This window comes from Streptosporangium sp. NPDC002544 (assembly GCF_040295965.1).
Classification (GTDB): domain Bacteria; phylum Actinomycetota; class Actinomycetes; order Streptosporangiales; family Streptosporangiaceae; genus Streptosporangium.
Genome location: NZ_JBEOWJ010000006.1, coordinates 216,054 through 238,318 on the forward strand (window position 1 = coordinate 216,054; position 22,265 = coordinate 238,318).

Here is a 22,265-nt window from a genome sequence, read left to right on the forward strand (position 1 = left end):
TTTCTGACCTGATAAGCACTGATTTCGCGACAAAAAAACTAGCCCATCGGCGACAAATCAGTCACTGCGATCTGTCGGCAATGCTAGTTAGGGCCCATTTAGGGCAACACCCCTAACCGTCTTCCACAGGCGCGCGCGCCCGGGATCGAGTTCACAACGCGATAACGGAAAAAGAGCGCCACCCTAGCCGGGCCGCCATTCATCCGCAACGAACGGCGACGGAGACTGGGGTACCGGGTGAAGTGTTAGGGGTTACCCCTAGCCATTCCGGGACCGCCGCCGGCCACCTCCCGGGGTGCCGGTTTCCGCCTGGATACAGGGGCTCCCCCGATTCCCGCCGGTCATTATGCTGGGCCGAGCTTTCGAGAAAGGGACTGCCATGACCACGCGTGTCTGGGACTATCTGCGGGAATACGACAGCGAGCAGAAGGACATCATGGACGCCGTCGAGACGGTGTTCCGGTCAGGGCAACTGGTCCTCGGTGAGAGCGTCCGCTCCTTCGAGGCGGAGTTCGCCGACTACCACGGGGTGGGGCACTGCGTCGGCGTCGACAACGGCACCAACGCGATCAAGCTGGGGTTGCAGGCCCTGGGGGTCGGCCCCGGCGACGAGGTGATCACGGTCTCCAACACCGCGGCGCCGACGGTGGTCGCGATCGACGCCGTCGGCGCGACCCCGGTCTTCGTGGACGTGCGCCGGGATGACTACCTGATGGACACCGCCCAGGTGGAGGCCGCCATCACCGAGCGGACCCGGTGCCTGCTGCCGGTCCACCTGTACGGCCAGTGCGTCGAGATGGAGCCGCTGGAGCGGCTCGCGGCCAGGCACGACCTGATGATCCTCGAGGACTGCGCACAGGCGCACGGCGCCCGCCACCACGGGCGCGTCGCGGGATCGATGGGGAAGGCGGCCGGGTTCTCCTTCTACCCGACCAAGGTGCTCGGCGCCTACGGGGACGGCGGCGCGACGCTCACCTCCGACGACGAGGTCGAGCGGAACCTGCGCAGGCTGCGCTACTACGGCATGGAGAAGACCTACTACGTCGTCGAGACCCCCGGCCACAACAGCAGGCTGGACGAGTTGCAGGCCGAGATCCTCCGGCGCAAGCTGCGCCGGCTCGACCAGTACATCGCCGACCGGCGAGCCGTGGCGGCCCGTTACGCCGACGGTCTCGGCGACACCGAACTCGTCCTTCCCGCGCTCGCCGAGGGCAACGACCACGTCTACTACGTCTACGTGGTGCGCCACCCCCGCCGCGACGACATCATCGAGGCGCTGAAGGCGTACGACATCCAGCTGAACATCAGCTACCCGTGGCCGGTCCACACCATGACCGGATTCGCCCACCTCGGCTACGGCAGGGGCAGCCTGCCCGTCACCGAGGAGCTGGCCGGTGAGATCTTCTCGCTGCCGATGTACCCGTCGCTGCCCGGCGACGTCCAGGACAGGGTGATCAGCGCGCTGCGAGAGGTGCTGGCGGCGTTGTAGTCAGGGTGGTCAGGCAGAACAGCAGGCTGCGTGCCTGGATGTTGAGATAGAAGCTGTGCCGCAGCAGCTCTCCGAGCTGGGACACGCTCAGCCAGCGGTACTCGGGGTGGTCGATCCCGGCGGCCTCGTCGGTGTGCACGATGAGATAGCGGTTGCGGGCGCGGTGGAAACGCCCGCCCTCCTCCGACAGGATCGTCTCGAACCGGACGCGCTCGGGGCCGGCCCCCAGCACCTCGTCCAGGAAGGGCGGGCGCGCCCCGGCGGGCAGGTGGTCGTAGCTCTCCGGGGTGCACTGCACGGTCGGCCCCAGTTCCACCACGTCGGCGTAGCCCGGCTCGACCCGCGCGTGCACCAGGGCGTGCAGCACTCCGCCGATCTCTCCGACCAGGAACGCGATGACCCCGGTCCCGAAGGGTTCGATCATGGGCTGGTCCCAGCGGCCGACCTCGCGCCCGCCCGCCTCCACGCTCACCCCGACGACGTCGAAGTAGCGGCCGGTCTCGTGGGAGATCAGCTCGTCCGTCCGCCGCCAGCCCCGCACCTCGTCGAGAGGGATCAGCCTGACCTGCTGGTCGGTCCTGGTGCGCATGTCGGTGATCCAGCTCAGCACCTCCCCCATGGTGTGCGGGCCGGTCTCGCCCGGATCGCAGGAGCGGACGAGCGCGGCGCGGAACCCGTCGCCCGGCTCCGTCGAAAGCGCCGCGGTCAGGGCCGACGTCAGCCCGGCTCCGGAGAACGGCATGCAGGCCAGCACGGTCCGCGCGTCCATGTTCACCAGATCCGGCACCGACATCAGGGTGTGCAACTGGCCGAGGGTCAGCCAGCAGAAGCCCTCGGCGACCTCGATCTCCCCGGTGATCTCAACGATCATGTTCCGGTTGCGCTTCCGGTAGAACCAGGCGCCCTGCTCGGACTGGCGGATGTCCGCGATCACCTCGTGGCCCGAGGTGTCGAGGAAGTGGTCGAGATAGGGGACCGGCCTGCCCTGGTGCACCCGGGTGTAGTTGCTCCGGGTGGCCTGCACGGTGGGAGAGAGCTGCAGGCCGTTGTGGTTGCCCGGTTCGTGCTTGGCCTGCATGAGGAGGTGCAGGACTCCGTCGATCTCCTTGACCAGGATGCCCAGGATGCCGATCTCCGGCTGGTTGATGATCGGCTGGGACCAGTGGGAGACCGTCCGGCCGGGAACGTCGACGTCCAGACCCTCGACGCTGAAGAACTTTCCGGTCCGATGCCGGATGTTCCCGGTGTGCCGCTCCACCTCCCACCCGGACAGCCCGTTCAACGGCACCTTCCGCACGTTCATGTACGTACGGCTCGCCGTCTCGGCCAGCCATCGGTGGAACTCGTCGAGTGTCGCGAACCACCCACCCGGGGAGAGCACGGATTCCGCGAGCCGCACCTGCAACGGTGAACGAGTCTGCCGCCGGGAGGGTACGGCCATGCTGGCTCCTTTGATACGAAATTTCATCTTCCGACGGTCGCGGCTCGGGAGCTCACCCGAGCCGCGACCGGCTCCCGCACACCGCCGTCACGCCTGCCGGAAGGTCTCCTCGATCCGCAGGCATTCCTTGTAGTCGGGCAGCATGTCCAGCGCCCGCGCCTTCGCCAGGGTCGGCGCCTCCCGGTCCCGCTCCGACTGGATCGGCGCCAGGTCCTCGGGCAGCCGCAGCCCGATCTCCGGGTCGAGGGCCGAGAGCGCGAGCTCGTTCTCCTTCCGGTACCGCTGCGAGAGCAGGTAGGACATCACGGTGTCGTCCTCGAGCGCGACGAAGGCGTGGCCGAGCCCCGGCGGGAAGTACACCGAGCGGAAGCTCTCACCGGTCAGCACCACCTGGTCCCACTCCCCGAACGTCGGGGAGCCGACCCGGAGATCGACGACGATGTCCAGCGCGCTTCCCCGCGCGCAGTGCACGTACTTGGCGGTCCCCGGCGGGGCGAGGGTGAAGTGGATCCCGCGGAGCACGCCGCGCGCCGAGGCGCTCTGGCTGGTCTGCGCGACCGGGAAGAGCGGGTGCCCGACCGCCTCGACGAACGCCGCCTCCTGGAACGGGGAGACGAAGAGGCCCCGCTCGTCGGGAAACACCTCGGGAGTGAATTCGAAAGCGCCGGTGACGGCGAGCGCGCGGGATTTCATTACGGCCGCGCCGCCGGGGGGTGTTCGGTCACAACAGTCGCCAATCGGTCGAGGATGACGGACGGTCACGGAACGCGGTCCAGCATGCTCGGACCGCCGGTGCGGGGTCAACAAGGTAGGGGTCGCCCGCGAGCAAGATAGGGGTCGCCTGAAACAGATCAGAGCGGCACCTCGTCAGCGCGGATCAGCGAGGAGACGGTGCGCTCCAGCGCCTCGCGGAACGGCACCCGGGCCTGCCATCCGGTGACCGCGCGGAAGGCGGCCGGGTCGGCGACGACGCTGTGGAAGTCCATTCCGGTGGCGTCCGGCGGCGCCGGCACCGAGACGACCGGGACCGCGGGCGCCCCCGTCCTGGCGGCCACGGTCGCGGCGACGGTCGTGAAGATGTCGCGCACGCTCCGGCCGCCGCCGGTGCCGATGAGCCAGTGCCGGCCCGCGAGGGAGTCGGCGTGGTCGAGCGCGGCCAGGAAGGCGCCGGCCACGTCCCCGACGTAGAGCAGGTCACGCTCGGCCGTCCCGTCGTTCCACACGGTCAGCGGCTCACCCGCCAGCGCGCGGCGCACCATGGTGGTCACCACCCCCCGGTCGGTGGCGGTCGGGGAGACCCGGCCGCCGAACACCGTGCCGAGCCGGAGCGTGACCCCGCGCAGCAGACCCTCCGCCGTGGCGGCCTTCAGCTCCCGCTCGGCGGCCAGTTTCTGCCGGTCGTAGGCGGTCACCGGGTCATCCGGCTCGGTGCCGTCGATCCTGGCCTCCGCCCTCGGGCCGACCTGGGAGGTCGAGCCGGGAAAGAGGACCACGGGGGGTGGGCCGTCCCGGCGTTCCGCCCGGATGGCCGCGACGATGTCGCGTACCACGCCGACGTTCACCCGCTCGCCCGGCGACTCGTCCTCCGCCGCCCGCCAGGTCCCGCCGCCGGTGTAGAGCAGCAGGTTGACCACCACGTCGGCGCCGGCGATCGCCTCGGCGACCTGGCCCGCGCCGGTGAGGTCCGCGGTACGGACCTCGGCCTCGGCCGCGTGGCCCGGGGGGATCACGGCGGGCCTCCGCGCCACCAGCCTCAGCCGGACATCCCGCCCGGCCAGCTCCGTCACGAGGGCGGAGCCCACGAAACCGGAGGCGCCCAGGACCACGACCAGCGGCTGGTCAGACAACGCGCACCTCGGGAACGTAGAGGATCCACTTGCCGCCCGCCGCGCGGAACTCCTTCTCCTTCTCCATGATCTCCTGCGCGTGGTTCCAGGCGAAGAGCAGCGCGTACTCCGGGTAGGGGTCGGAGAACGCCTCGGGGCTCCGTACCGGGATGTGCGCCCCCGGCGTGAGCCTGCCCTGCTTGCCCGTGGTCGTGTCGCAGACGAAGGGGACCAGCTCGGGGCCGATGCCGCAGTAGTTCGTCACCGTCGCGCTCTTGGCGGTGGCGCCGTATCCGACGACCCGCTCCCCCTTGTCGCGCAGCTCGCCCAGCAGCGCCGGCAGCCGCTCGCGGATGTGCCCGACCCGGGAGGCGAAGCCCTCGAGCGTCGCCGACTCGGTGACCCCGGCCGCGCTCTCCTCGGCCAGCAGGTCGGTCACCGCCTGGGTCGGCTGCCTCGCTCCCGGACGCGCCAGGGTGTAGCGGACCTCGCCGCCGTGCACGGAGAGCCGTTCCGCGTCGACGAGTTCGAACCCGAACCGCCTCGCCATCTCCTGTACCGAGCGGACCGTGAAGAAGAAGAAGTGCTCGTCGTAGATCTGGTCGAACGAGGTGCGCTCCAGGATGTCGGCGAAGTACGGGTCCTCGAACACGAAGACCCCGCCGGGCGCCAGCAACCTGTCGACACCGCGCAGGATCGACTCCATGTACGGGATGTGGCACAGGGTGTTGGCGGCGTAGATGACGTCGGCCGGTCCGTCGGCGGCGAGGATGTCGGACGCGGTCGCCTCCTCGAAGAAGTCCTTGCGCACCCGGATGCCCTTGGCCGCGGCCAGGTCCGCCACCCCGCCGGACGGCTCCACCCCCAGGTGACGGACACCCGATTCGGCGATCACCTGGAGCATGGTGCCGTCGTTCGAGCCGAGTTCGACGACGAACGGGTCGGGCCCGGTGAGCTCGACGGCCAGGAAACGCTTGGCGATCGCCTGGAAGTGCTCGCGCATGACGGCCGACCCCGAGGAGAGGTACGGATAGCTCTCGTGGAACATGCGGTCGCGCGGCACCTCCTCCATGAGCTGCACCATCGTGCACGATTCACAGATCCCCACGGCGAGGGTGAAGAAGAACTCCCTCTCGAGGTCCTCCGGCGTCAAAAACGCGTCGGAGAGCGGCTGCCTGCCGAAGTCGAGGAACTCACGAACCGTGCCCGAGCAGATCCGGCACGGCGAGGTGACTGGCATGTGTGACTCCTGAGATTGGGCGAACTGTTCACTGTGCGATTCCCCGCATGCCCGACTTGGCTCTCGCTTCCGCCTCGGGTGGTCTGACGGATCCCCGCCGGTCGGGGGGCGTGAGAACCGGGGGCAGATCGGCCCGGCTCTTCACTCCCAGCTTCCGGTAGACGCGGGTCAGATGCTGTTCGACGGTGCTCACCGTGATGTGCAGCGTCCGGCTTATCTCCCGGTTGGTGTGCCCGAGCGCGGCCAGCTCCGCCACCCTGCACTCCGAGTCGCTGAGCCCCAGCGGGTTCGGGTCCTCGGCGGGCTCCCCCGCGTCCGGCAGAACGGGGCCGGTGGTCCAGCTCTTGCTGAGCCGCAGGGGCATCACGCCGGAGTGGCAGATCTCGGCCTCCCGCATCGCCCGGCAGATCAGCGGCTTGGCCTCGTCGGCCTCCCCGAGCTGCTGCAGGGCCGCGCCCAGATCGGCCAGCGCCCGGGACAGCAGCAGCCGGTCGCCCGCCGTCCGCAGGCACTCCGCCGCCTCGCGCAGCAGCTCGACACGCTGCGCGAGCCCGCTGGCGGCGGCCAGGATCAGCAGGGAGACGCCCCGGGTCCGCAGGTCGATGGGCTTGAGCCGCTCCATCTGCTCCGTCACCAGGTCGCGGGCCACCCCCCAGCGGCTGAGCCGGAGGTTCGCCTCGGCCAGGTTGCTGCGCCAGGGAACCAGCATCGGCCGGTCGAGTTCCCAGTCCTGCATGAGCCTGCCGCAGGTCTGGAAGTCGCTGATCGCGGCGAGCACCCGATCGGTGGCCAGGTAGTAGTGACCGCGCGCGTGCAGGTACCGCAGGCCGATCAGGGTCGCGAACATCTCGTCGGGCACCCGCTGCTGCAGCAGCTCGGCCCCCTCCTCGTACTGCCCCATCGCCGTGTGGGCCAGCAGCAGCGTCGACCTCGGGTAGCCGATCAGGATGCCCCAGCTCTGCGCCTGCATCAGCTCCAGGGCGGCCCGCGCCTTGGTCGCGGCGACCACCACCTCCCCCTGCCGGAACGCGATCTCGGCCCGGACCGCACCGAGCACGGCCTGCCAGGTGAGCGCGCCGCTGCGGACCGCCTCGTCGATCAGCTCGTCACACCAGTGAGTGGCCCGCTCCGTCCTGCCCCCGTACATCAGGGTCAGTACCGCGATGGCCACCACCTCCAGGGTGGTCTCGCCGAGCCGGCAGCTCTGCAGGATGTTCTCGGCGCTCACCAGCGCCACCTCGCCGTCGCCGTGCGTCCAGATCGAGGTCATCCTGCGGGCCTCGGCGCCCCAGGCGGAGGCGGTGTCGAACCTCCCGTGCGGACCCCGCGACGTCCCGTAGAACCACTGGTAGGTGAGGTGCAGCTCGGCGGCGGTCTGCACGTTCAGCAGATCGGGGGTCGCGGTCAGCGCCTCCATCGCCCTCGACGCCGTCTGCACGTCGCCGTTCCACAGCGAGTGCCGCACCACGGCCGCCGCGTCCTGGCCGAACAGGCATCCCTTCTCCAGGGCCTCCCGCAGCAGCGGCAGATGCAGCGCGGCCGCCGAGGGGTTGACCCGCCACAGCGCCCGGACCAGCACCTTCGTTATCGCCAGACGCTCGCCCTCGTCGCGGACGGACCGCAGGGCCAGCTCCAGGCACTGCACGGCCACGGCCACCTCATTGCCGGCCAGCGCCTGCTCGGCCGCGTCCCGCAGCACCCCGGTCGCCCAGTCCTCCGGTGCCCGGTCCGCGGCGACGAAATGCCCCGCGATCTTCGTGGTGGACATGCCGCGCTGGTACAGCAGCACGGCCGCGCGGACGTGCAGGCACGAACGCTCCTCGGCACCGATGCCGTCCAGCACCGCCGCGGCGGCCACCGGGTGCCGGAACCAGCCGCCGGCCAGCAGGCCCGCCTCGGTCAGGACCTCCACCGCCCGCTCGGCGGCCTTCGGATTGATCTTCGCCAGGCCGCCGGTCAGCCCGGCCGAGCCCGGCTCCCCCAGGACCGCCAGGGCCCGGGCCACCCAGAGCAGCTCCGGTTCCCACCGGTGCAGGCACGCCATCACCGCCTGGGCGTACGCCGCCCCGGCGGCGATCGGGTCGCCGGGGTCGGCACGATGGTCCTCGATCAGGGCGTTGACCAGCATCGGGTTCCCACCGCTCAGCCGCTGGAGCGCGACGGCGGCGGCCGGATCCATCGTCGAGGGCAGCACCTCGGCGATGTCACCGACCGACAGCGGGGTCAGCCAGATCCGGTGGTGGAACCCTCGGGTGACCTCGGCGGAGAAGGACGGGATCGTGGACTGCGGCAGATCCCACTCGTTCATGATCAGCAGAATGCGGGCGGAGCTTATCCTGCGGCACAGATAGAGCAGCAGCCGGAGTGAGAGGCCGTCCACCAGATGGACGGCGTCGACGCCGACGACCACCGGGCGCTCCCTGGACAGCTCCAGCAGGACGTCGCCGATCTCGCGGACGACCTCGGCCTCGGCGTGCCGGGTGGCGCCGGTCGTCACGGTGTGCCGCCGGATCAGCCGTGACACCTGGTCCGAGACCTCCGGCGGCAGCCCCGCACCGTGGAACAACTGGTCGATCATGCCCGCCTGCAGGGTGTTCTCCCCCAGGGAGCCGGTGGCGCTGAGCAGCAACGCGCCGGAGGTGGCCGCGACCCGCGAGAACTCGTGCAGCAACTCGGTCTTCCCGCTTGCCAATCCCCCGCTGACCAGCACCAACCGGCCGTTTCCCGCGCTGCTCTCGGCGAGCAACCCCTTCAGGACATCAAGTACGCTGCGATGCTGCGATGCCAGCATTTACTACATCCTCGTTTAGTCTGGCGACCCGGGTCCTGCGCAGCGGCAGAGTGAACCACTCCCCCACTTCGTGGAATTCTCAGACAGGGGTCGTTCTCGACGGGGCTGTGGTGAGAGGGCGGAGCGGGCGGCCTGCTATTCGTGGAAAACTGGCGGTTTCATCGGGTCCGGCGCCACGGTGAATCCGTTGACCCAACGGCAAAAGCATCGACAATCCCGAATTCCTTCACGTTCCGAACCGGTCAGCGAGCGTCTCGTTCAGTGACATCATTCCTAGCTCACCGAGACCCGCCGTGTCAGCGGGCAACCGCGGGTAACCTCCCGTCCGGCGCCGCTACGCCCGGAGCCCCACGCCACGGCCATGCCGACGGTCCGTCCGGTACGGGGAGATTCGTGATCATGAAACGTGATCTTATAGTTGATATGTCACAATTGGATAAATTTATTGACAACAACCTGTGGAACTGTGAGTACATCTTGTTGTCCTTCGGGTAACGCCCCCGTGCTGACCTGGGCATTCGGCGGCACCGCCATTAACCCCCTGTCACGATCATGCCCGCGATCAACGCCGGGGCCGGGCGCCGCCCGCTCCGGAGGGCCGCCGCGTGCCGGGGTTCCGGGCCCCGGGAGAGCCGGAGAAGTGATCTAGGCGCGAGCCGGTTCGGTGCGCGATACTCGTGCGGACGTGGGTGCGGCGCCCTGCGGACCCCGAATCGCCGAGCGCCAGGAAAGAGCAGACAAATGAGTCATAAATATGGCCAGAGTCCTCAGTGGGCGCACATTAACGAGAACAATCTCGCCCTGGGCGAGACCCCCGATCTGAGCCGTTTCAAATCCAGCCGGGTAAACTACAAGATCGCACTCTGGAACCCCGAGGTCAACGGCCGGAGATATCTGAAGACGCTCATCCACAACCTTGGCCTCCAGTTGTCACCGGAGAACTGGGAGCGCATGCTCCGGATCAGGAACCGCCAGCTGGGAGAGCCCATCACGGTCACCCTGAAGGGTGAGTCGATCTGCCTGGACTACCTGCAGGCGGTTCTTGAGCTCGATTTCATGGCACGGTCCGTGAAAATGGACGGCGCGCGGATCCTGGAGATCGGCGCCGGGTACGGCCGGTCCTGCCACACCATCCTGTCGAACCACGATGTCGCGGAGTACCACATCATCGACCTGGAGAACTGCCTGAAGCTCTCCCGCGAGTATCTGCGCGCCGCGCTGACCGGCGAGCAGTTCGAGAAGATCAGGTTCCTGGGCATCGACGAGGTGGAGGACCTCCCCGGCGGCGAGCCCTTCGACCTGTGCGTCAACATCGACTCGTTCGCCGAGATGCCCGCGGACACGGTCAGGAACTACCTCTCCCTCATCGACGGCATCGCCACGCACTCCTACACGAAGAACCCGGTCGGCAAGTACCTGGACCCGGACCTGGACGGACACTACGAGGGGCAGGCCGTGGTCCAGCAGGCCCTCCAATCCGGCCTGCTTCGCGAGATCATCGACGTGCACGACAGCGAGGCGGTCCAGGCGCAGTCCAAGCGTTTCGTCGAGGTGTACCAGCCCGGCGACGACTGGCGACTCGTCGCGGACGGCTGGGGAACCCCGTGGAGCTACTACTGGCAGGCCCTGTACGCGAAGTCGTGATCGGCCTTCCCGGCGCCCTGAGCCGGCGGCGAGTCGGCGTTCCAGACCAACCACCACAGACACTCCCATAACACTGGAATTATGGAAATTAGGACTACCACGGACAAAGCATGATCGATAGCCTCCTTCGACACTTCGTGTGTCAGAAGGAGACATATCAGTGCGCGCACTTCCCGCCCTCATGCTGGCGGCCCTCACCGCCGGCTCGATCGGCCTGGCCGGGGTCACCCCCGCCGCGGCGGCGGAACCCGGCCTCGCGTCCCCCGCCGCGGCGGTCGAGGACGAACTCCTCGGCAAGCTCACCGCCATCCCCGGGCTGACCGTGGTCTCGGAGACCCGGCCGACCGGCTACCGGTTCTTCGTCCTGCGTCTCACCCAGCCGATCGACCACCGCCATCCGGGCAAGGGCACGTACGAGCAGCGGTTCACCCTGCTGCACCGGTCCGCCGACGCGCCGGTCGTGCTGTACACCGGCGGGTACGGCCTGCCGGTCAACCCCGGCGCCTCCCAGACCGAGCCGACCCGGCTGCTCGGCGCCAACCAGGTCTCGGTGGAGCACCGGTTCTTCCGGAACTCCCGCCCGGACCCGGCGGACTGGGGAAAGCTCGACATCTGGCAGGAGGCCAGTGACGAGCACCGGATCGTCGAGGCGCTCAAGACGGTCTACTCGGGGAAGTGGATCCAGACCGGCGCGAGCAAGGGCGGCATGACCTCGGTCTACCACCGGCGGTTCTACCCCGATGACGTGGACGGCGTGGTGGCCTACGTCGCGCCGAACGACCGGGTCAACCCGTCCGACCACACCTACGACGACTTCTTCGCGAACGTGGCCGACCAGGCCTGCCGTACCGCGCTGGACAACGTGCAGATCGAGGCGCTCAAGCGGCGCGAGCGGCTGGTTCCGAAGCTGGTGGAGACCGCCGCGCGCGACGGGATCACCTTCGAGAAGACCCTGGGCACCGCCGACCGGTCGTTCGAGATGACGGTCCTCGACACGGTCTGGGCGTTCTGGCAGTACGCCAAGGTGTCCGACTGCGCGAAGGTGCCGGCCGCCACCGCCTCCGATGACGAGATCTACGCGTGGATCGACAACATCGCGGGCTTCTCCTTCTACACCGACCAGGGCCTCAACTACTACGCCCCGTACTACTACCAGGCGGCGAGCCAGCTCGGCTGGCCCGACCTGAAGTTCGCGCACCTGCGCGGCGTGGCCAGATACCCCAAGCTGTACCAGCCCAACTCGGTGCTCCCCGCCGAGCTGCGCACCGGGCACGACCCGAAGCCGATGCTCGACGTGGACCACTGGGTGCGCAAGGACGCGAGCCAGATGATGTTCATCTACGGCGAGAACGACCCGTGGAGCGCGGAGCGGTTCACGCCCAGCCGGAACGACTCCCATCTGTACGTCGCCCCCGGCGCCAACCACGGCGCGAACATCTCCCAGCTGAGCCCGGCCGAGCGTGACGCGGCGACGGCGACGCTCAGGCGCTGGGCCGGGGTGTCCGACAGCATCACCGTCAACAGCCGCGCGGTGCCGTCCCTCCCCGACGACGACATGCTCCCCTCTCGCGGGGAGCGCTGACCTTCCCTCCCGGTATGGCCGGCCCGCGGCCGTACCGGTCCCCGGGCGCCTTGGGCGAGCGCCCGCTGTTCCACCAAATGAGCCCATAAATCCCTGTTTGAGATGAATGCCCGGGGCGCCGACGCACGACCGTGCGGGGCCGCCCCGACCGCCCCCTGGAGGTTCCCCCAACCATGCGTATCACCAGGCCGCTCACCGCCTTGGCGGCCGTCTCGATGACCGCCGCCCTGCTCACTCCGATAGCCCCCGCCAACGCCGCCGACGCCGCCGTCGGCAGCGCCACCGTGGTGCCGCTCCAGGTCACCGGAGCCCCGGCCAAGCGGTTCAATCTGATCATCATGGGCGACGGCTACACCGAGAAGGAGCAGTCCGCGTTCGCCGCCGACACCGATCAGCAGCTCAACGTGATGTGGTCCATCGAGCCCTACAAGTCCTACCGCAACTACTTCAACGTCTACCGGGTGGACATCGTCTCCGGCGAGTCCGGCATCGGCTGTGACCCCGACCTGGCCTCCGGCAAGAAGAACACCCCGCTGAGCATGGCCTTCTGGGGTGGCTGCAACCCCGCCAGCGTCCAGCGGCTGATCACCATGAGCAACTCGGCGGCCAACACGTACGCCAACCTGGTGACCGGGACCAGCAGCGCCAACCGGCAGATCCTGGCCCTGGGCAACAGCGGAACCTACGGCGGAGCGGGCGGCGCCTACGCCACCTCCTCCGGCCACAACTCGATGTCGGCCCTCATCGCACCGCACGAGATCGGCCACTCGCTGGGCGGCCTGCAGGACGAGTACACCTACTACACGCGCGGCGTGGAGGGCGGCACCTACGCCGGGGCCGAGCCGAGCTCCGTACACCACACCCTGCTGACCGAGCAGCAGATCGCCGACCAGCGGAAGAAGTGGTGGCGCTGGCTGGGCGAGCCGAGCGAGGCGGGCGGCACCATCGGCCGCCACGAGGGCGGCCTGTACTTCGGCAAAGGCGTCTGGCGGCCCAGCGAGCACTCCATCATGAGGACGCTGGGCTACTACTACGACCAGGTCAGCCGTGAGGTCATGACCCAGAGGATCTCCGCCAAGGTCGGCCTCATCCAGGACGGCACGCCCACCACGTCGCCGGTCGGCGCCGACCGGGTGCTCTGGGTGGAGCCGCTGCACCCCAACAGCCACTCGCTGACCACCACCTGGAGCGTCGACGGCACCGAACTGCCGGGTGGGGGCACCGCGCTCGACCTCCGCACGCTGAACCTGCCGGCCGGCAGGCACACGGTGAAGGCGACCGTCGCCGACCCGACCGGCTTCGTGCGGGACCCGGCCATCCGCTCCGGTGCCCTCAGCGCGACCCGCACCTGGACCGTGGACACGACCGTGACCACCGTCCCCGCCGAGGTCGGCGCCGGTCTGCTCTCCTCCACGCCCACCAACCAGGCCGTCGGCCACGACGAGGTGGTCTACGTCGAGACCACCCACCCCGACGACAGCGTCCCCGCCGTCACCTGGACGCTGGACGGCGCGCGGCTCGACGAGAGCGACGGGGACCTGGATCTGGGCGCGCTCACCCTCACCCCCGGCAACCACACCCTCACCGCCACCTCCGGCGGTGACACCCGGTCCTGGACCGTCGACAACACGCCGCCCACCACCGGCTACCAGCTCTCCGAGCCGCTGGTCGCCTCCGGCGACACCCACGTCTACAACGGCCCCTTCACCATGAGGCTCACCGGCGGCGACGACCAGGACGGGTACGTGGTGAGCGAGTCCCGGGTGGACGGCGACGGCTGGTTCAACTACTTCGGCTGGCCGACCTCCGCCGACCTGCCGTGGACGTTCAGCGAGAGCGGCACCGTCATCGACAGCCTCACGTTCGGCAAGCTGCCGCGCGGCAGGCACACCGTCGAGTACCGCTCGATCGACCCCAGCGGCAACTACGGCACGGCCAAGAGCTTCACGGTCACCACCCTCGCTACGCCGCCCGCCTGCACCACCACGGTCACCGGCACCAGGAACGGGACGCTCGCTGTCCGCTCCGGCGTCACCTGCCTGAACGACGCCCGGATCAACGGCGGGGTGACCGTCTCCGCCGGCGCGTCCCTGGTGGTGACCGGCGGCACGATCAGCGGAGCGGTCACCTCGTCCGCCGCCGCCGAGGTGCACCTGCTCAAGGCGCGGATCAACGGCGCGGTCACCGTCTCCGGCACCACCGGCCAGCTGATCATCGCCGGCTCCGACCTCAGGGGCGCGGCGGTGCTGAACGACAACACCACCGTCGACGCGCTCGTGATGGCGGGCACCAGCGTCCGCGGCGCGCTCGCCTGCGGCGGCAACACGCCCGCGCCGTCCAACGCCGGGGTGTCCAACCAGATCACCGGCAGCGGCCAGTGCGCCGGCCTCGTCGACCCCCGCCCCAACCCCCGCGGCAAGGCCTACGAAGCCGTGGTCTCCAGCACCATCCCGGAAAAGGGCATGTACGAGCACAACCACGGCCACTGACGGGGAGAACGCGGGTGAGCGCCCCCCGGTAGGGGCTCACCCGCGCTCAACGGTGGGACGTTCCGCACAGTCGGGTGCGGGACGTCCCACCCTCGTGTCTCACGAAGTCGTCCAGCACTCCCCATGATCGAGCAGGCCTTCCAGCCGCGCCGCGTACGGCCGCCAGTCCAGCCCCCTGTCCGCCGCCCAGCCATCGTCGTGGCAGGTCCGCAGGTGGCGCGCGCCGGCGTCGCCGATCACGGTCACCACGTCGCCCCGGACGCCCTGGGCGCGCATCCGCGTGACGAGTTCCAGCGCACCCCACAGGTTCGTGCCCGTGGCAGCGCCGACCGTCAGCCCGGTCTCCCGGCGCACCCGGCGGGCGGCGGCCACACTGGCGGCGTCCGGCACCGGCACCACCAGGTCGACGAGATCGGGGACGAACCCCGGCTCCATCCTCGGCCGGCCGATCCCCTCGATCCGGGACGGCATCCCGGTGCCGTAGTCGGCGGCGCCGCTCACCCAGCCCGGGAAGTAGGCGGAGTTCTCCGGATCGACCACGGCCAGCCGGCCCGGCAGCTCATGGGCACGCAGGTGACGGCCGACGGCGGCGGAGGTGGCACCGGTGCCCGCGCCGACGACCACCCAGTGCGGGCACTCCCCCACCTGCCTGAACAGCTCCTCGGCCAGACTCCCCCCGTGCCAGTCGACGGCCGCGGCCGAGACGTAGTGGTCCAGGTAGTGGCCACCGACCTGATCGGCCAGTTCCCTGGCCTCGCCGTAGATGGCCAGGGGCGGATCGACGAACCGGCACGTCCCGCCCAGCCGTTCGACGCCCTCCCCCGAGGACCTCCTGGGCATCACCGCGACGTACGGCAGGCCGAGCAACCGGGCGAAGTAGGCCTGGGCGACCGCCATCGCACCCCCGGTGGCCTCCACCACCGTGGTGCCCTCCGCGATCCGGCCCGAGGCGATCGCCTGGCGGAACAGGGCACGCGCCAGCCGGTGTTTGAGACTCCCCGTCGGCTGCGCCGACTCGTCCTTCATCCACAGCCGCACCTCCCACCCGGCGGGCAACGGGAACCGGCGCAGCGGCGTGCAGCCCGCCCGCTCCATCTCGTCATCCAGCCGTACGATCGCCTCCGCCGCCCACGCACTGATCATCCGGGCAATCCAAACCGTGCGGCCCGCCGAACCATACCTGCCAACAGTGTTCCTGCCGTTGTCCTGCGTTCTTATGATCGCCCTGCCGCCAAGGGAACCAGCGGGAGCCCGTAGTCGGCCGTGCGGTGCGCTATCTCGAACCCGGCGCGGGTGTAGATGCCGAGAGCCCCGGTCGGGTTGTCCGCGTCCACCCCCAGCCCGGCCTTGTCGTACCCCTGCGCGCGGAACTCGCGCAGCGCGTGCGCGAGCAGCGCGCCCGCCACCCCGCGCCCGCGCCACTCGCGCAGGGTGCCGATGATCTGGATCCACGCCTCACGGACCCCGGTCGCCTCGGTGTCGGCCTCGAAATAGTGGGTGAGCAGAATGCCCACGCTCTTCCCCGTCGCGTCCAGCGCGACGAAGGACCCCTCGGGCCGGAACACCTTCACCCCGACGATGGTGTTCCGCCAGGACTCCGGGGTGTGCTGGACACTCCCCCAGTGGTCGACGAACGAGCGGTTACGCACCTCCCGGACGGCGTCCTCCAGGTCATCCCGGTAGGTGACGATCCGGAGCCCGTCCGGCGGCGATACCTCCGGCAGCTCGGCGCCCAGGTCGAGGGCCATCCCGTAGAACCACCGGGCCGGCTCCATCCCGGCTCCGGCGACCAGCGCCCGCAAGCCCTCGTTGCGGCTGTCCACCTCGACGTGGAGTTCGAGCGGCTGCCCGGGAAAGCGGCGCTCGTGCAGCACCGGGGTGTTGCCTATCGCCCACTCCAGCAGGTGGCCCCCCAGCCCCCGGCGCCGATACTCCGGATGCACCCCGCCCCACAGGCTCATCCGATGCACCGGCTCGGCCGCGGCCCGAGCCATGGTCACCCCGTACGCGACCAGCCGGCCGGACTCCCACGCCCCCAGCGTGCCCTCGACGGGATCGAGCAGCGGATTGACGAGCTCCTCGGCGAGGTCGTCCGCGGACTCTCTCCCCCCGACCTGATCCACCGCATCGATCGCCACCAGCAACTCCGCCCACGCCCCGACATCGTCCTTGCCCAGCGGGGCCCACTCGACGGTCATGGTTATCGAGCGTAGAAGCAGACCACCCGGCCCGGCGACCGATTTTCCCGCGACGAGGCTCTCGACACCGGGACACCACGGTCGCGACCGTCATCGCCCACTGCCCCATGAGCGCCGAGGACTTCGATCGGAACATGATTGAGGTCCTCGGCCAGGAACGGGGCACCCTCGGTGGCCTCGCCCAACCGGTCCTCGACGAGCGAGTGGCCATGCGCCACCGGCTGTGGGCACTCGACTGCCATCACCCCACGCGCCCGCTTAGCGCACCGTTCGCGCTCACGCCGCAGGGCACCGCCGCCGCCAAGGCCGCGTTGCGCGCCCACGCCCTACGGCCACACCAAACGCTCGGCCTGGGCTGACATCATCGCAGGATCAGCCGTGCGGAGTTCGCCGTCTCCGGCCGCCTTCTCCTTCCGCCACGACACCTTCTGGCTCTGAGTGGCTTCCGCCCCTGACCAACCGATCCGGATCTGACTCCACCAGCACGCGCAGCACCGCACAGCGTCAGGGGCCCCAATGCCGGTAGGCCTCGATCCACTCTGAACCCTCAGGCGGCGGAGTCGGCAGGGGAAGGTCAAGAATGCCGATCGTCTGCCGGTGTGACCCGCGGACACAGATCGCGACGATTCCGCTCCCCGGGAGCAGGTCGATCTCCTTGACGGTGACCTCGACCCCCAGGACGGTCGTCTGGAACGGCAGCGCCAAGTGCTCATCGAGCATGACGTGGAACCCGGAGAGCTGCTCGTCCTCGTTGTAGGCGTCGACTGTGGCCTCTTCGACCAACGCGTCCAGCTCCGCCTTGCTCAGTTTCCCCATGGCCACAACCTAACCAGGGCAGCGCGGCGCCATGGCCGTGATCTCAGCTTGAGGGACCGAGGTCGACCTCCCCTATCAGCTTCCAGTCGCATGATCCGGTTAGATGAGGACATGCGCACCAATCTGACCACGCCTGCGAAGCTGACCGCCGGAGACCGGGTCGCGGTGGTCTCGCCCTCCTTCGCGGCACCGGGGATGTTCCCGGCCGTGCATGAGCTGGCGATGCGGCGGCTTCGCGACGAGTTCGGGCTGGAACCGGTGGAATATCCGACGACCCGCCGGTTGAGCGCCTCGGCACAGGATCGAGCGGCCGATCTGATGGACGCGTTCACCGACCCGGACATCCGCGCGGTGCTGGCCACAATCGGAGGGGATGACCAGATCAGCGTGCTGCCCTTCCTGGATCCCGCCGTGGTCACCGCCAACCCCAAGCCGTTCGTCGGCTACAGCGACAACACCAACCTGCTCAACTGGTTGTGGAACCTTGATGTGGCGGGCTATCACGGCGGATCGACGATGGTGCACCTGGGGCGCGGCGGCGGCCTGCACCCGGTGTCGGCCGACTCACTGCGGGCGGCGCTGCTCACCGGCGGGGACATCGAACTGCATCCGGTCGACGTGTTCAGCGAAGACGAGCTCGACTGGGGCGAACCCGCGTCATTGAACCGTGCGGCGCCGACCCGGCCCAGTCCCGGCTGGAGCTGGCACCGGCCCGACCGGGTCGTCACCGCCCCCACCTGGGGCGGCAACCTGGAGATCCTGCACTGGAACCTGGCCGCGAACCGATGGATCCGCCCGGTCGAAGACTACGCCGGCTGCGTGCTGCTGCTGGAGACCTCCGAGGAGATGCCCTCGGCCCAGGAGGTGTTCCGCATGCTACGCAACGCCGGCGAACGTGGTCTGCTCGCGCAGTTTCCGGCCATCCTCATCGGTACGGCCAAAGCGAGCGGCCTGCTGCGCCGCACCGCACCCGAAGCGCGGGACACCTACCGCGCCGAACAACGCGAAGCGATCCTGCGGGCACTGGACTCCTACAACCCCGAGGCCATGGTCGTGTTCGGGGTCGACTTCGGGCACACCGATCCCCAATGGATCCTGCCCTACGGCGGACAGGTGACCGTGGACGGCCCGGCTCGACGCATCATCGCTCACTACTGATCCCGGCTGTGCGCTGTCGGCGAGCGCGTACGGTCGGCGGTCTCCTGGTATCCGAGCGTTATCGGACCGGGGTGCTCTGAAGATTTTCGGCCGGGCGATCCGTCAATGCAGCCCGCAAGTGGTGATCGAGTTGCTGGCCCACCTGGGCCCCAAGCTCGACGCCCCATGGTCGATCCGCAGCCTGGACGCCCCGCCGATCTGCCGGACAGTGGAATATCCGTCACTCATCGCCCCTCTTCCTTCAGCACGACGCCGCCGTCACCGGTAGCGGAAGCCGTCGAGGAAGCGACGGAAGAGGCCGCCCACCCAAGGATCGGTGGATTCAACCGACCCAGAACCGGCGGCACTCGGGAAGATCCGTATGACGTGCCGTCCCCTGGACTCCAAAAGACGGCGGTCTACGGGGCGATGACGTCTGCGACAACCACGACGATGTCTCGGTTACTCTCCGCCGCGATATAACGACTCACTGAAATGTCGTAGCGGCCCGGCACACTGACGTCCGACACGGGAGGTGGGGCCATGGCACGGGGCCTGGGCAGGAACGCGGTCCGGCAGTCGCTCGGGCTCAGCGTCTGGGAGATCGAACTCGCGGTCACGACCGGCCTGCTCCGGCGCTTTCCCGACCGGACCTTCGATCCCGTCTCCGTCAGGGCGGCCGAAGCCGACATCGAGCACTTCCGGCAATTACTCGCCGCGGAACGCCGCTGCACCATCACCGAGGCGTCGGCCAGGCTCGGCGTCTCGGCCGACCGTTTCAAACGGATCACCGCCGCCGCCGGTCTGGCACCCGTGGCCACCGAGGAGATCCGGAAGTACGGCCAGACCCTCACCGTTCGCTACTACCGCGCCGCTGACGTGGACGCTCTGGCCGACCACGTCCGCGCGGACGCCGAGCTACGCGCCGCCGCGCGGGCGGTCTCCCGCTCCGAGGCAGCCAGGAAGGCCGTCCAGACCCGCAAGCTGAACCTCGCACGCGCCGTCGCGACCCGCGCGGAGATAGAGGCGACCAAGCCCACCCTCGACGCGGACGGCGTGCGGATCCTCCTGTGGACCGCTGCGCTGATGGCCGCCGCCGGCGTCTGGCCGGGGCCGCTCAGACCCCTTAGCCGTATGGCGGACCCCCGCGTCCCGCCGCTCACCGAGATCCTGCGCGATGCCCGCCTCTCTCGCACCGAGCTGGAGGCGATGCTCGCCGAACTCACCCCGAGATCAGTGGAACTTGTGCGTCTCCTGGTCTCGCCCCGGGACGCGGAACGGGAGCTGGGTGTGCCCGTTGAGATGATCTCAGCCGAGCTGCCCCAGTTCGGCGGCCACCTACTGGCTCCCCTCCTCCGTGAGGCGGTCTCCTCACCTCCTGCCTGGCTACTGCGGGCGCGGGCGGAGGTGGAGTTGCAACGAGCCGTCCACGCGGAGGAGCGGCGTGCCGTCGAAGAAGCCTCCCAGCGGCGCCGAGCAGAGCGAGCCGCCGTCGACCAGGCCGCCCGAGCGGCCTCCCGGCTGTCCGACGAGTCCGTGGCCGAGATGTTCGGCATACCCGCCGACGTGATCCGGCGGCTCCGCCCGGCAAGCGGCCGTTGGGCGGCCGACCACGTCGCGGGACTGCTCAGGAAAACCCCGCCGTGGCTGCGGGACGAGTCCGCTGCCCGGGCGGAGGCCGACCGTCGCCGTCACCGCGCCGAGCGGAAGGCCGCCCGTCGGCTCTCCTGGCGCGGCCTCTGGGCTGAGGCGCTCGGTGTCCCTCTCGACCGGATCCCCGATTCGGTCGGACGTCCCACCCGCGCGGCGATCGAAGCCGCCAGGCGCGAGCCGCCCCGGTGGGCGCGCGAGCCGCCACCCGGCTGAAACCTACCTGGTTCTCCGCCTCATTGGCCGCCGCAGCCGTCCGCCGAGATCAGCCTCGCCGGCTCCTTGGCACCCGCCGGGCCGAGAGGATTGCCACTGACGAACAGCCGCCCGATACCTCCGTTGAGCGTAGAAGCAGACCACTTTCGTCGGCCACCCGTTTCCCGCCGCCGACACCCCGGAAGTGACACTTTCCTTGATCTGGGTGATTGAGCACGCCGGGGAGGTGCTCAATCACCCAGATCAAGGAAAACCCCTGCCCAGACACCCACCATGACCTCCCTTCGAGGTGGACGCGTTCGAGAGATCGGACCAAGGGCACCCATCACCCCACACCAGCCCGGTGTTTAACACCCAAAGTCCCTTTCCGCCGTATTCAGGCCGCCTCCGGGTAGGGTGCCGCTGTGGATCTGGACGTCATCCGGCGCGGCCTCGACGCGCTCCGTGAGTACGACACGGACCTCGACCTTTTCGGCGCCCGCGAACACCGCTACCGGTTCAAGCCGCCGCTCGACGAGGCCGCGCTGGAGGCCGTCGAGACGCGGATCGGGGTGCGCTTTCCGGCCGACTACCGCACGTTCCTGACCCGGCTCGGCAATGGCGGCGCCGGCCCGTACTACGGGGTGCACGGGGTGCGGCTGGACGGCGCCTGGGCGCGGTTCGGTCTGTTCCCGTTCACGGAGGAGTGGGAGCCGCCCACGGACGACGAGGACTACGACGACGTCATGGAAGCCGCGTTCGAGGGACTGTTGCCGGTCGCCGAGCACGGCTGCGGCTACCGCTCTCACCTGGTCGTCAACGGCCCCGCCGCGGGCCAGGTCTGGGGCGACTGGACGTGCGTCGGCGAGGCGCTGGCCCCGCAGGCCGAGTCGTTCGGCGCGTGGTACCACGACTGGCTGGAGGTTTCGCTGCGCGAGGTGCTGGGTGAGCGGATCGAGGCCACCGTGCGCGACGAGACCGGCTGGAGCGTGGACCGGCGGCTGCTCAGCCTCCTCCCGCCGCCGCTCGCCGACGGTGACGAGCAGCCGGCGGTGAAAGTCCTGCGGCTGGCCGGCCGGGCCTACCTCGCCCTTTACGAACGCCGCAACAGCGACGCCCGCGACCTCCTCGCCCAAGCCCATGCGGTCGGCGCCGAAGGGGACCACGAAGCGGTGCGCCTCGCGCTCGCCGAAGCCGTGCTGCTGCGCGAGGAAGGCGGCATCACCGATGCCCTGACCACCGTGGAACACGCGATCCCGCGGAACGGCTGGTGGCTCGACAGGTCGTTGCTGCACCGCCTGCGCGTCGAGTTGCTCCTGACGCAGAGCCGGCTGGACGACGCGTACGCGGCGACCGAGGAGCACATCGCGCGCTGTCCCAACGACGACTTCGGCTACGTGCGCCGCGCCCTCCTGCGGGTGTTGACCGGTGACCCCTCGGCCGCCGAGGAGGTCCTGCGCGCCGACGCCCCGCTCGGGAGAGGACTCCGATCGGCAGGCCACCCACGTCCCGCCGACCGCACCCCCATCGCGCTACGACTCCGCGCCCGGCGCCTGGCCTGGGAATGCCGCCGCTGGGGACACACCACCGACGCCCCCCGCTTCGACGCGATCGCCACCGGCTGACCGTGGGCTCCGTGGTGTCATCCTCGGCAAGGACGCGGTGGACGATCCATCACCACCCATGGACCTTCGCGGATGAACTTCTACCTCTGTGAGCACTCGACTGCCATCGCCCCACGCGCCCGCTCAGCGCACCGTTCGCACT

The 22,265-nt window shown here is 69.6% G+C and carries 16 protein-coding genes; 8 read left to right on the forward strand and 8 right to left on the reverse strand.

Annotation, left to right across the window (positions count from 1 at the left end):
• Positions 1-379 precede the first annotated feature (379 nt).
• Positions 380-1,489, forward strand: coding sequence for a DegT/DnrJ/EryC1/StrS family aminotransferase (locus tag ABT061_RS11375; RefSeq protein WP_350915279.1), 1,110 nt, complete (start codon positions 380-382; stop codon positions 1,487-1,489).
• Here ABT061_RS11375 and ABT061_RS11380 read toward each other — a convergent pair.
• The 5 genes from ABT061_RS11380 to ABT061_RS11400 form a co-directional block, all read right to left on the reverse strand.
• Positions 1,455-2,930, reverse strand: coding sequence for an NDP-hexose 2,3-dehydratase family protein (locus ABT061_RS11380; RefSeq protein WP_350915281.1), 1,476 nt, complete (start codon positions 2,928-2,930; stop codon positions 1,455-1,457). The genes ABT061_RS11375 and ABT061_RS11380 overlap by 35 nt on opposite strands.
• 87 nt (positions 2,931-3,017) lie before the next feature.
• Entirely contained in the window at positions 3,018-3,623 is a 606-nt protein-coding gene (locus tag ABT061_RS11385; protein ID WP_350915283.1) for a dTDP-4-dehydrorhamnose 3,5-epimerase family protein, read from the reverse strand.
• Positions 3,624-3,781: 158 nt separating this feature from the next.
• Positions 3,782-4,777, reverse strand: coding sequence for an NAD-dependent epimerase/dehydratase family protein (locus ABT061_RS11390; RefSeq protein WP_350915286.1), 996 nt, complete (start codon positions 4,775-4,777; stop codon positions 3,782-3,784).
• The gene (locus ABT061_RS11395; RefSeq protein WP_350915288.1) at positions 4,770-5,996 is read right to left on the reverse strand and encodes a methyltransferase domain-containing protein; all 1,227 of its coding nucleotides are present in this window, start codon (positions 5,994-5,996) and stop codon (positions 4,770-4,772) included. Before ABT061_RS11395 ends, ABT061_RS11390 begins: the two co-directional genes overlap by 8 nt.
• 28 nt (positions 5,997-6,024) lie before the next feature.
• Entirely contained in the window at positions 6,025-8,787 is a 2,763-nt protein-coding gene (locus ABT061_RS11400) for a helix-turn-helix transcriptional regulator (RefSeq protein WP_350915290.1), read from the reverse strand.
• Positions 8,788-9,528: 741 nt separating this feature from the next.
• On the opposite strand from ABT061_RS11400, the gene ABT061_RS11405 reads away from it, so the two are divergent.
• The 3 genes from ABT061_RS11405 (at position 9,529) to ABT061_RS11415 (ending at position 14,502) form a co-directional block, all read left to right on the forward strand.
• Positions 9,529-10,431, forward strand: a complete 903-nt coding sequence (locus ABT061_RS11405) for a putative sugar O-methyltransferase (protein WP_350915292.1) — start codon at positions 9,529-9,531, stop codon at positions 10,429-10,431.
• 160 nt (positions 10,432-10,591) lie between these two features.
• Positions 10,592-12,013 carry a S28 family serine protease gene (locus ABT061_RS11410; protein ID WP_350915294.1) on the forward strand — a complete coding sequence of 474 codons (1,422 nt, stop codon included), beginning with the start codon at positions 10,592-10,594 and terminating at the stop codon, positions 12,011-12,013.
• 173 nt (positions 12,014-12,186) lie between these two features.
• Positions 12,187-14,502 (forward strand): M64 family metallopeptidase, encoded by a 2,316-nt coding sequence (locus ABT061_RS11415; protein ID WP_350915296.1) that lies wholly within the window; start codon positions 12,187-12,189, stop codon positions 14,500-14,502.
• 99 nt (positions 14,503-14,601) lie between these two features.
• Here ABT061_RS11415 and ABT061_RS11420 read toward each other — a convergent pair whose 3' ends face one another.
• Together ABT061_RS11420 and ABT061_RS11425 are read right to left on the reverse strand one after the other, a co-directional pair.
• On the reverse strand, positions 14,602-15,645 hold the full coding sequence (locus tag ABT061_RS11420) for a PLP-dependent cysteine synthase family protein (protein WP_350915298.1): 1,044 nt from the start codon (positions 15,643-15,645) through the stop codon (positions 14,602-14,604).
• Positions 15,646-15,716: 71 nt separating this feature from the next.
• Positions 15,717-16,700 (reverse strand): GNAT family N-acetyltransferase, encoded by a 984-nt coding sequence (locus ABT061_RS11425; protein WP_350915300.1) that lies wholly within the window; start codon positions 16,698-16,700, stop codon positions 15,717-15,719.
• 134 nt (positions 16,701-16,834) lie between these two features.
• Here ABT061_RS11425 and ABT061_RS11430 point away from each other — a divergent pair, with 134 nt between their 5' ends.
• Complete coding sequence (locus ABT061_RS11430; protein WP_350915302.1) at positions 16,835-17,059, forward strand: hypothetical protein; 225 nt, start codon at positions 16,835-16,837, stop codon at positions 17,057-17,059.
• 145 nt (positions 17,060-17,204) lie between these two features.
• On the opposite strand, the gene ABT061_RS11435 is transcribed toward ABT061_RS11430, so the two are convergent.
• Positions 17,205-17,516, reverse strand: coding sequence for a calcium-binding protein (locus ABT061_RS11435; RefSeq protein ID WP_350915304.1), 312 nt, complete (start codon positions 17,514-17,516; stop codon positions 17,205-17,207).
• 111 nt (positions 17,517-17,627) lie between these two features.
• On the opposite strand from ABT061_RS11435, the gene ABT061_RS11440 reads away from it, so the two are divergent.
• From ABT061_RS11440 to ABT061_RS11450, 3 genes are all read left to right on the forward strand, one after another.
• On the forward strand, positions 17,628-18,674 hold the full coding sequence (locus tag ABT061_RS11440) for a S66 family peptidase (RefSeq protein ID WP_350915306.1): 1,047 nt from the start codon (positions 17,628-17,630) through the stop codon (positions 18,672-18,674).
• Positions 18,675-19,196: 522 nt separating this feature from the next.
• Entirely contained in the window at positions 19,197-20,519 is a 1,323-nt protein-coding gene (locus ABT061_RS11445) for a hypothetical protein (protein WP_350915308.1), read from the forward strand.
• A 404-nt stretch (positions 20,520-20,923) separates the two neighbouring features.
• The gene (locus ABT061_RS11450; protein ID WP_350915310.1) at positions 20,924-22,123 is read left to right on the forward strand and encodes an SMI1/KNR4 family protein; all 1,200 of its coding nucleotides are present in this window, start codon (positions 20,924-20,926) and stop codon (positions 22,121-22,123) included.
• Positions 22,124-22,265: the final 142 nt, after the last annotated feature.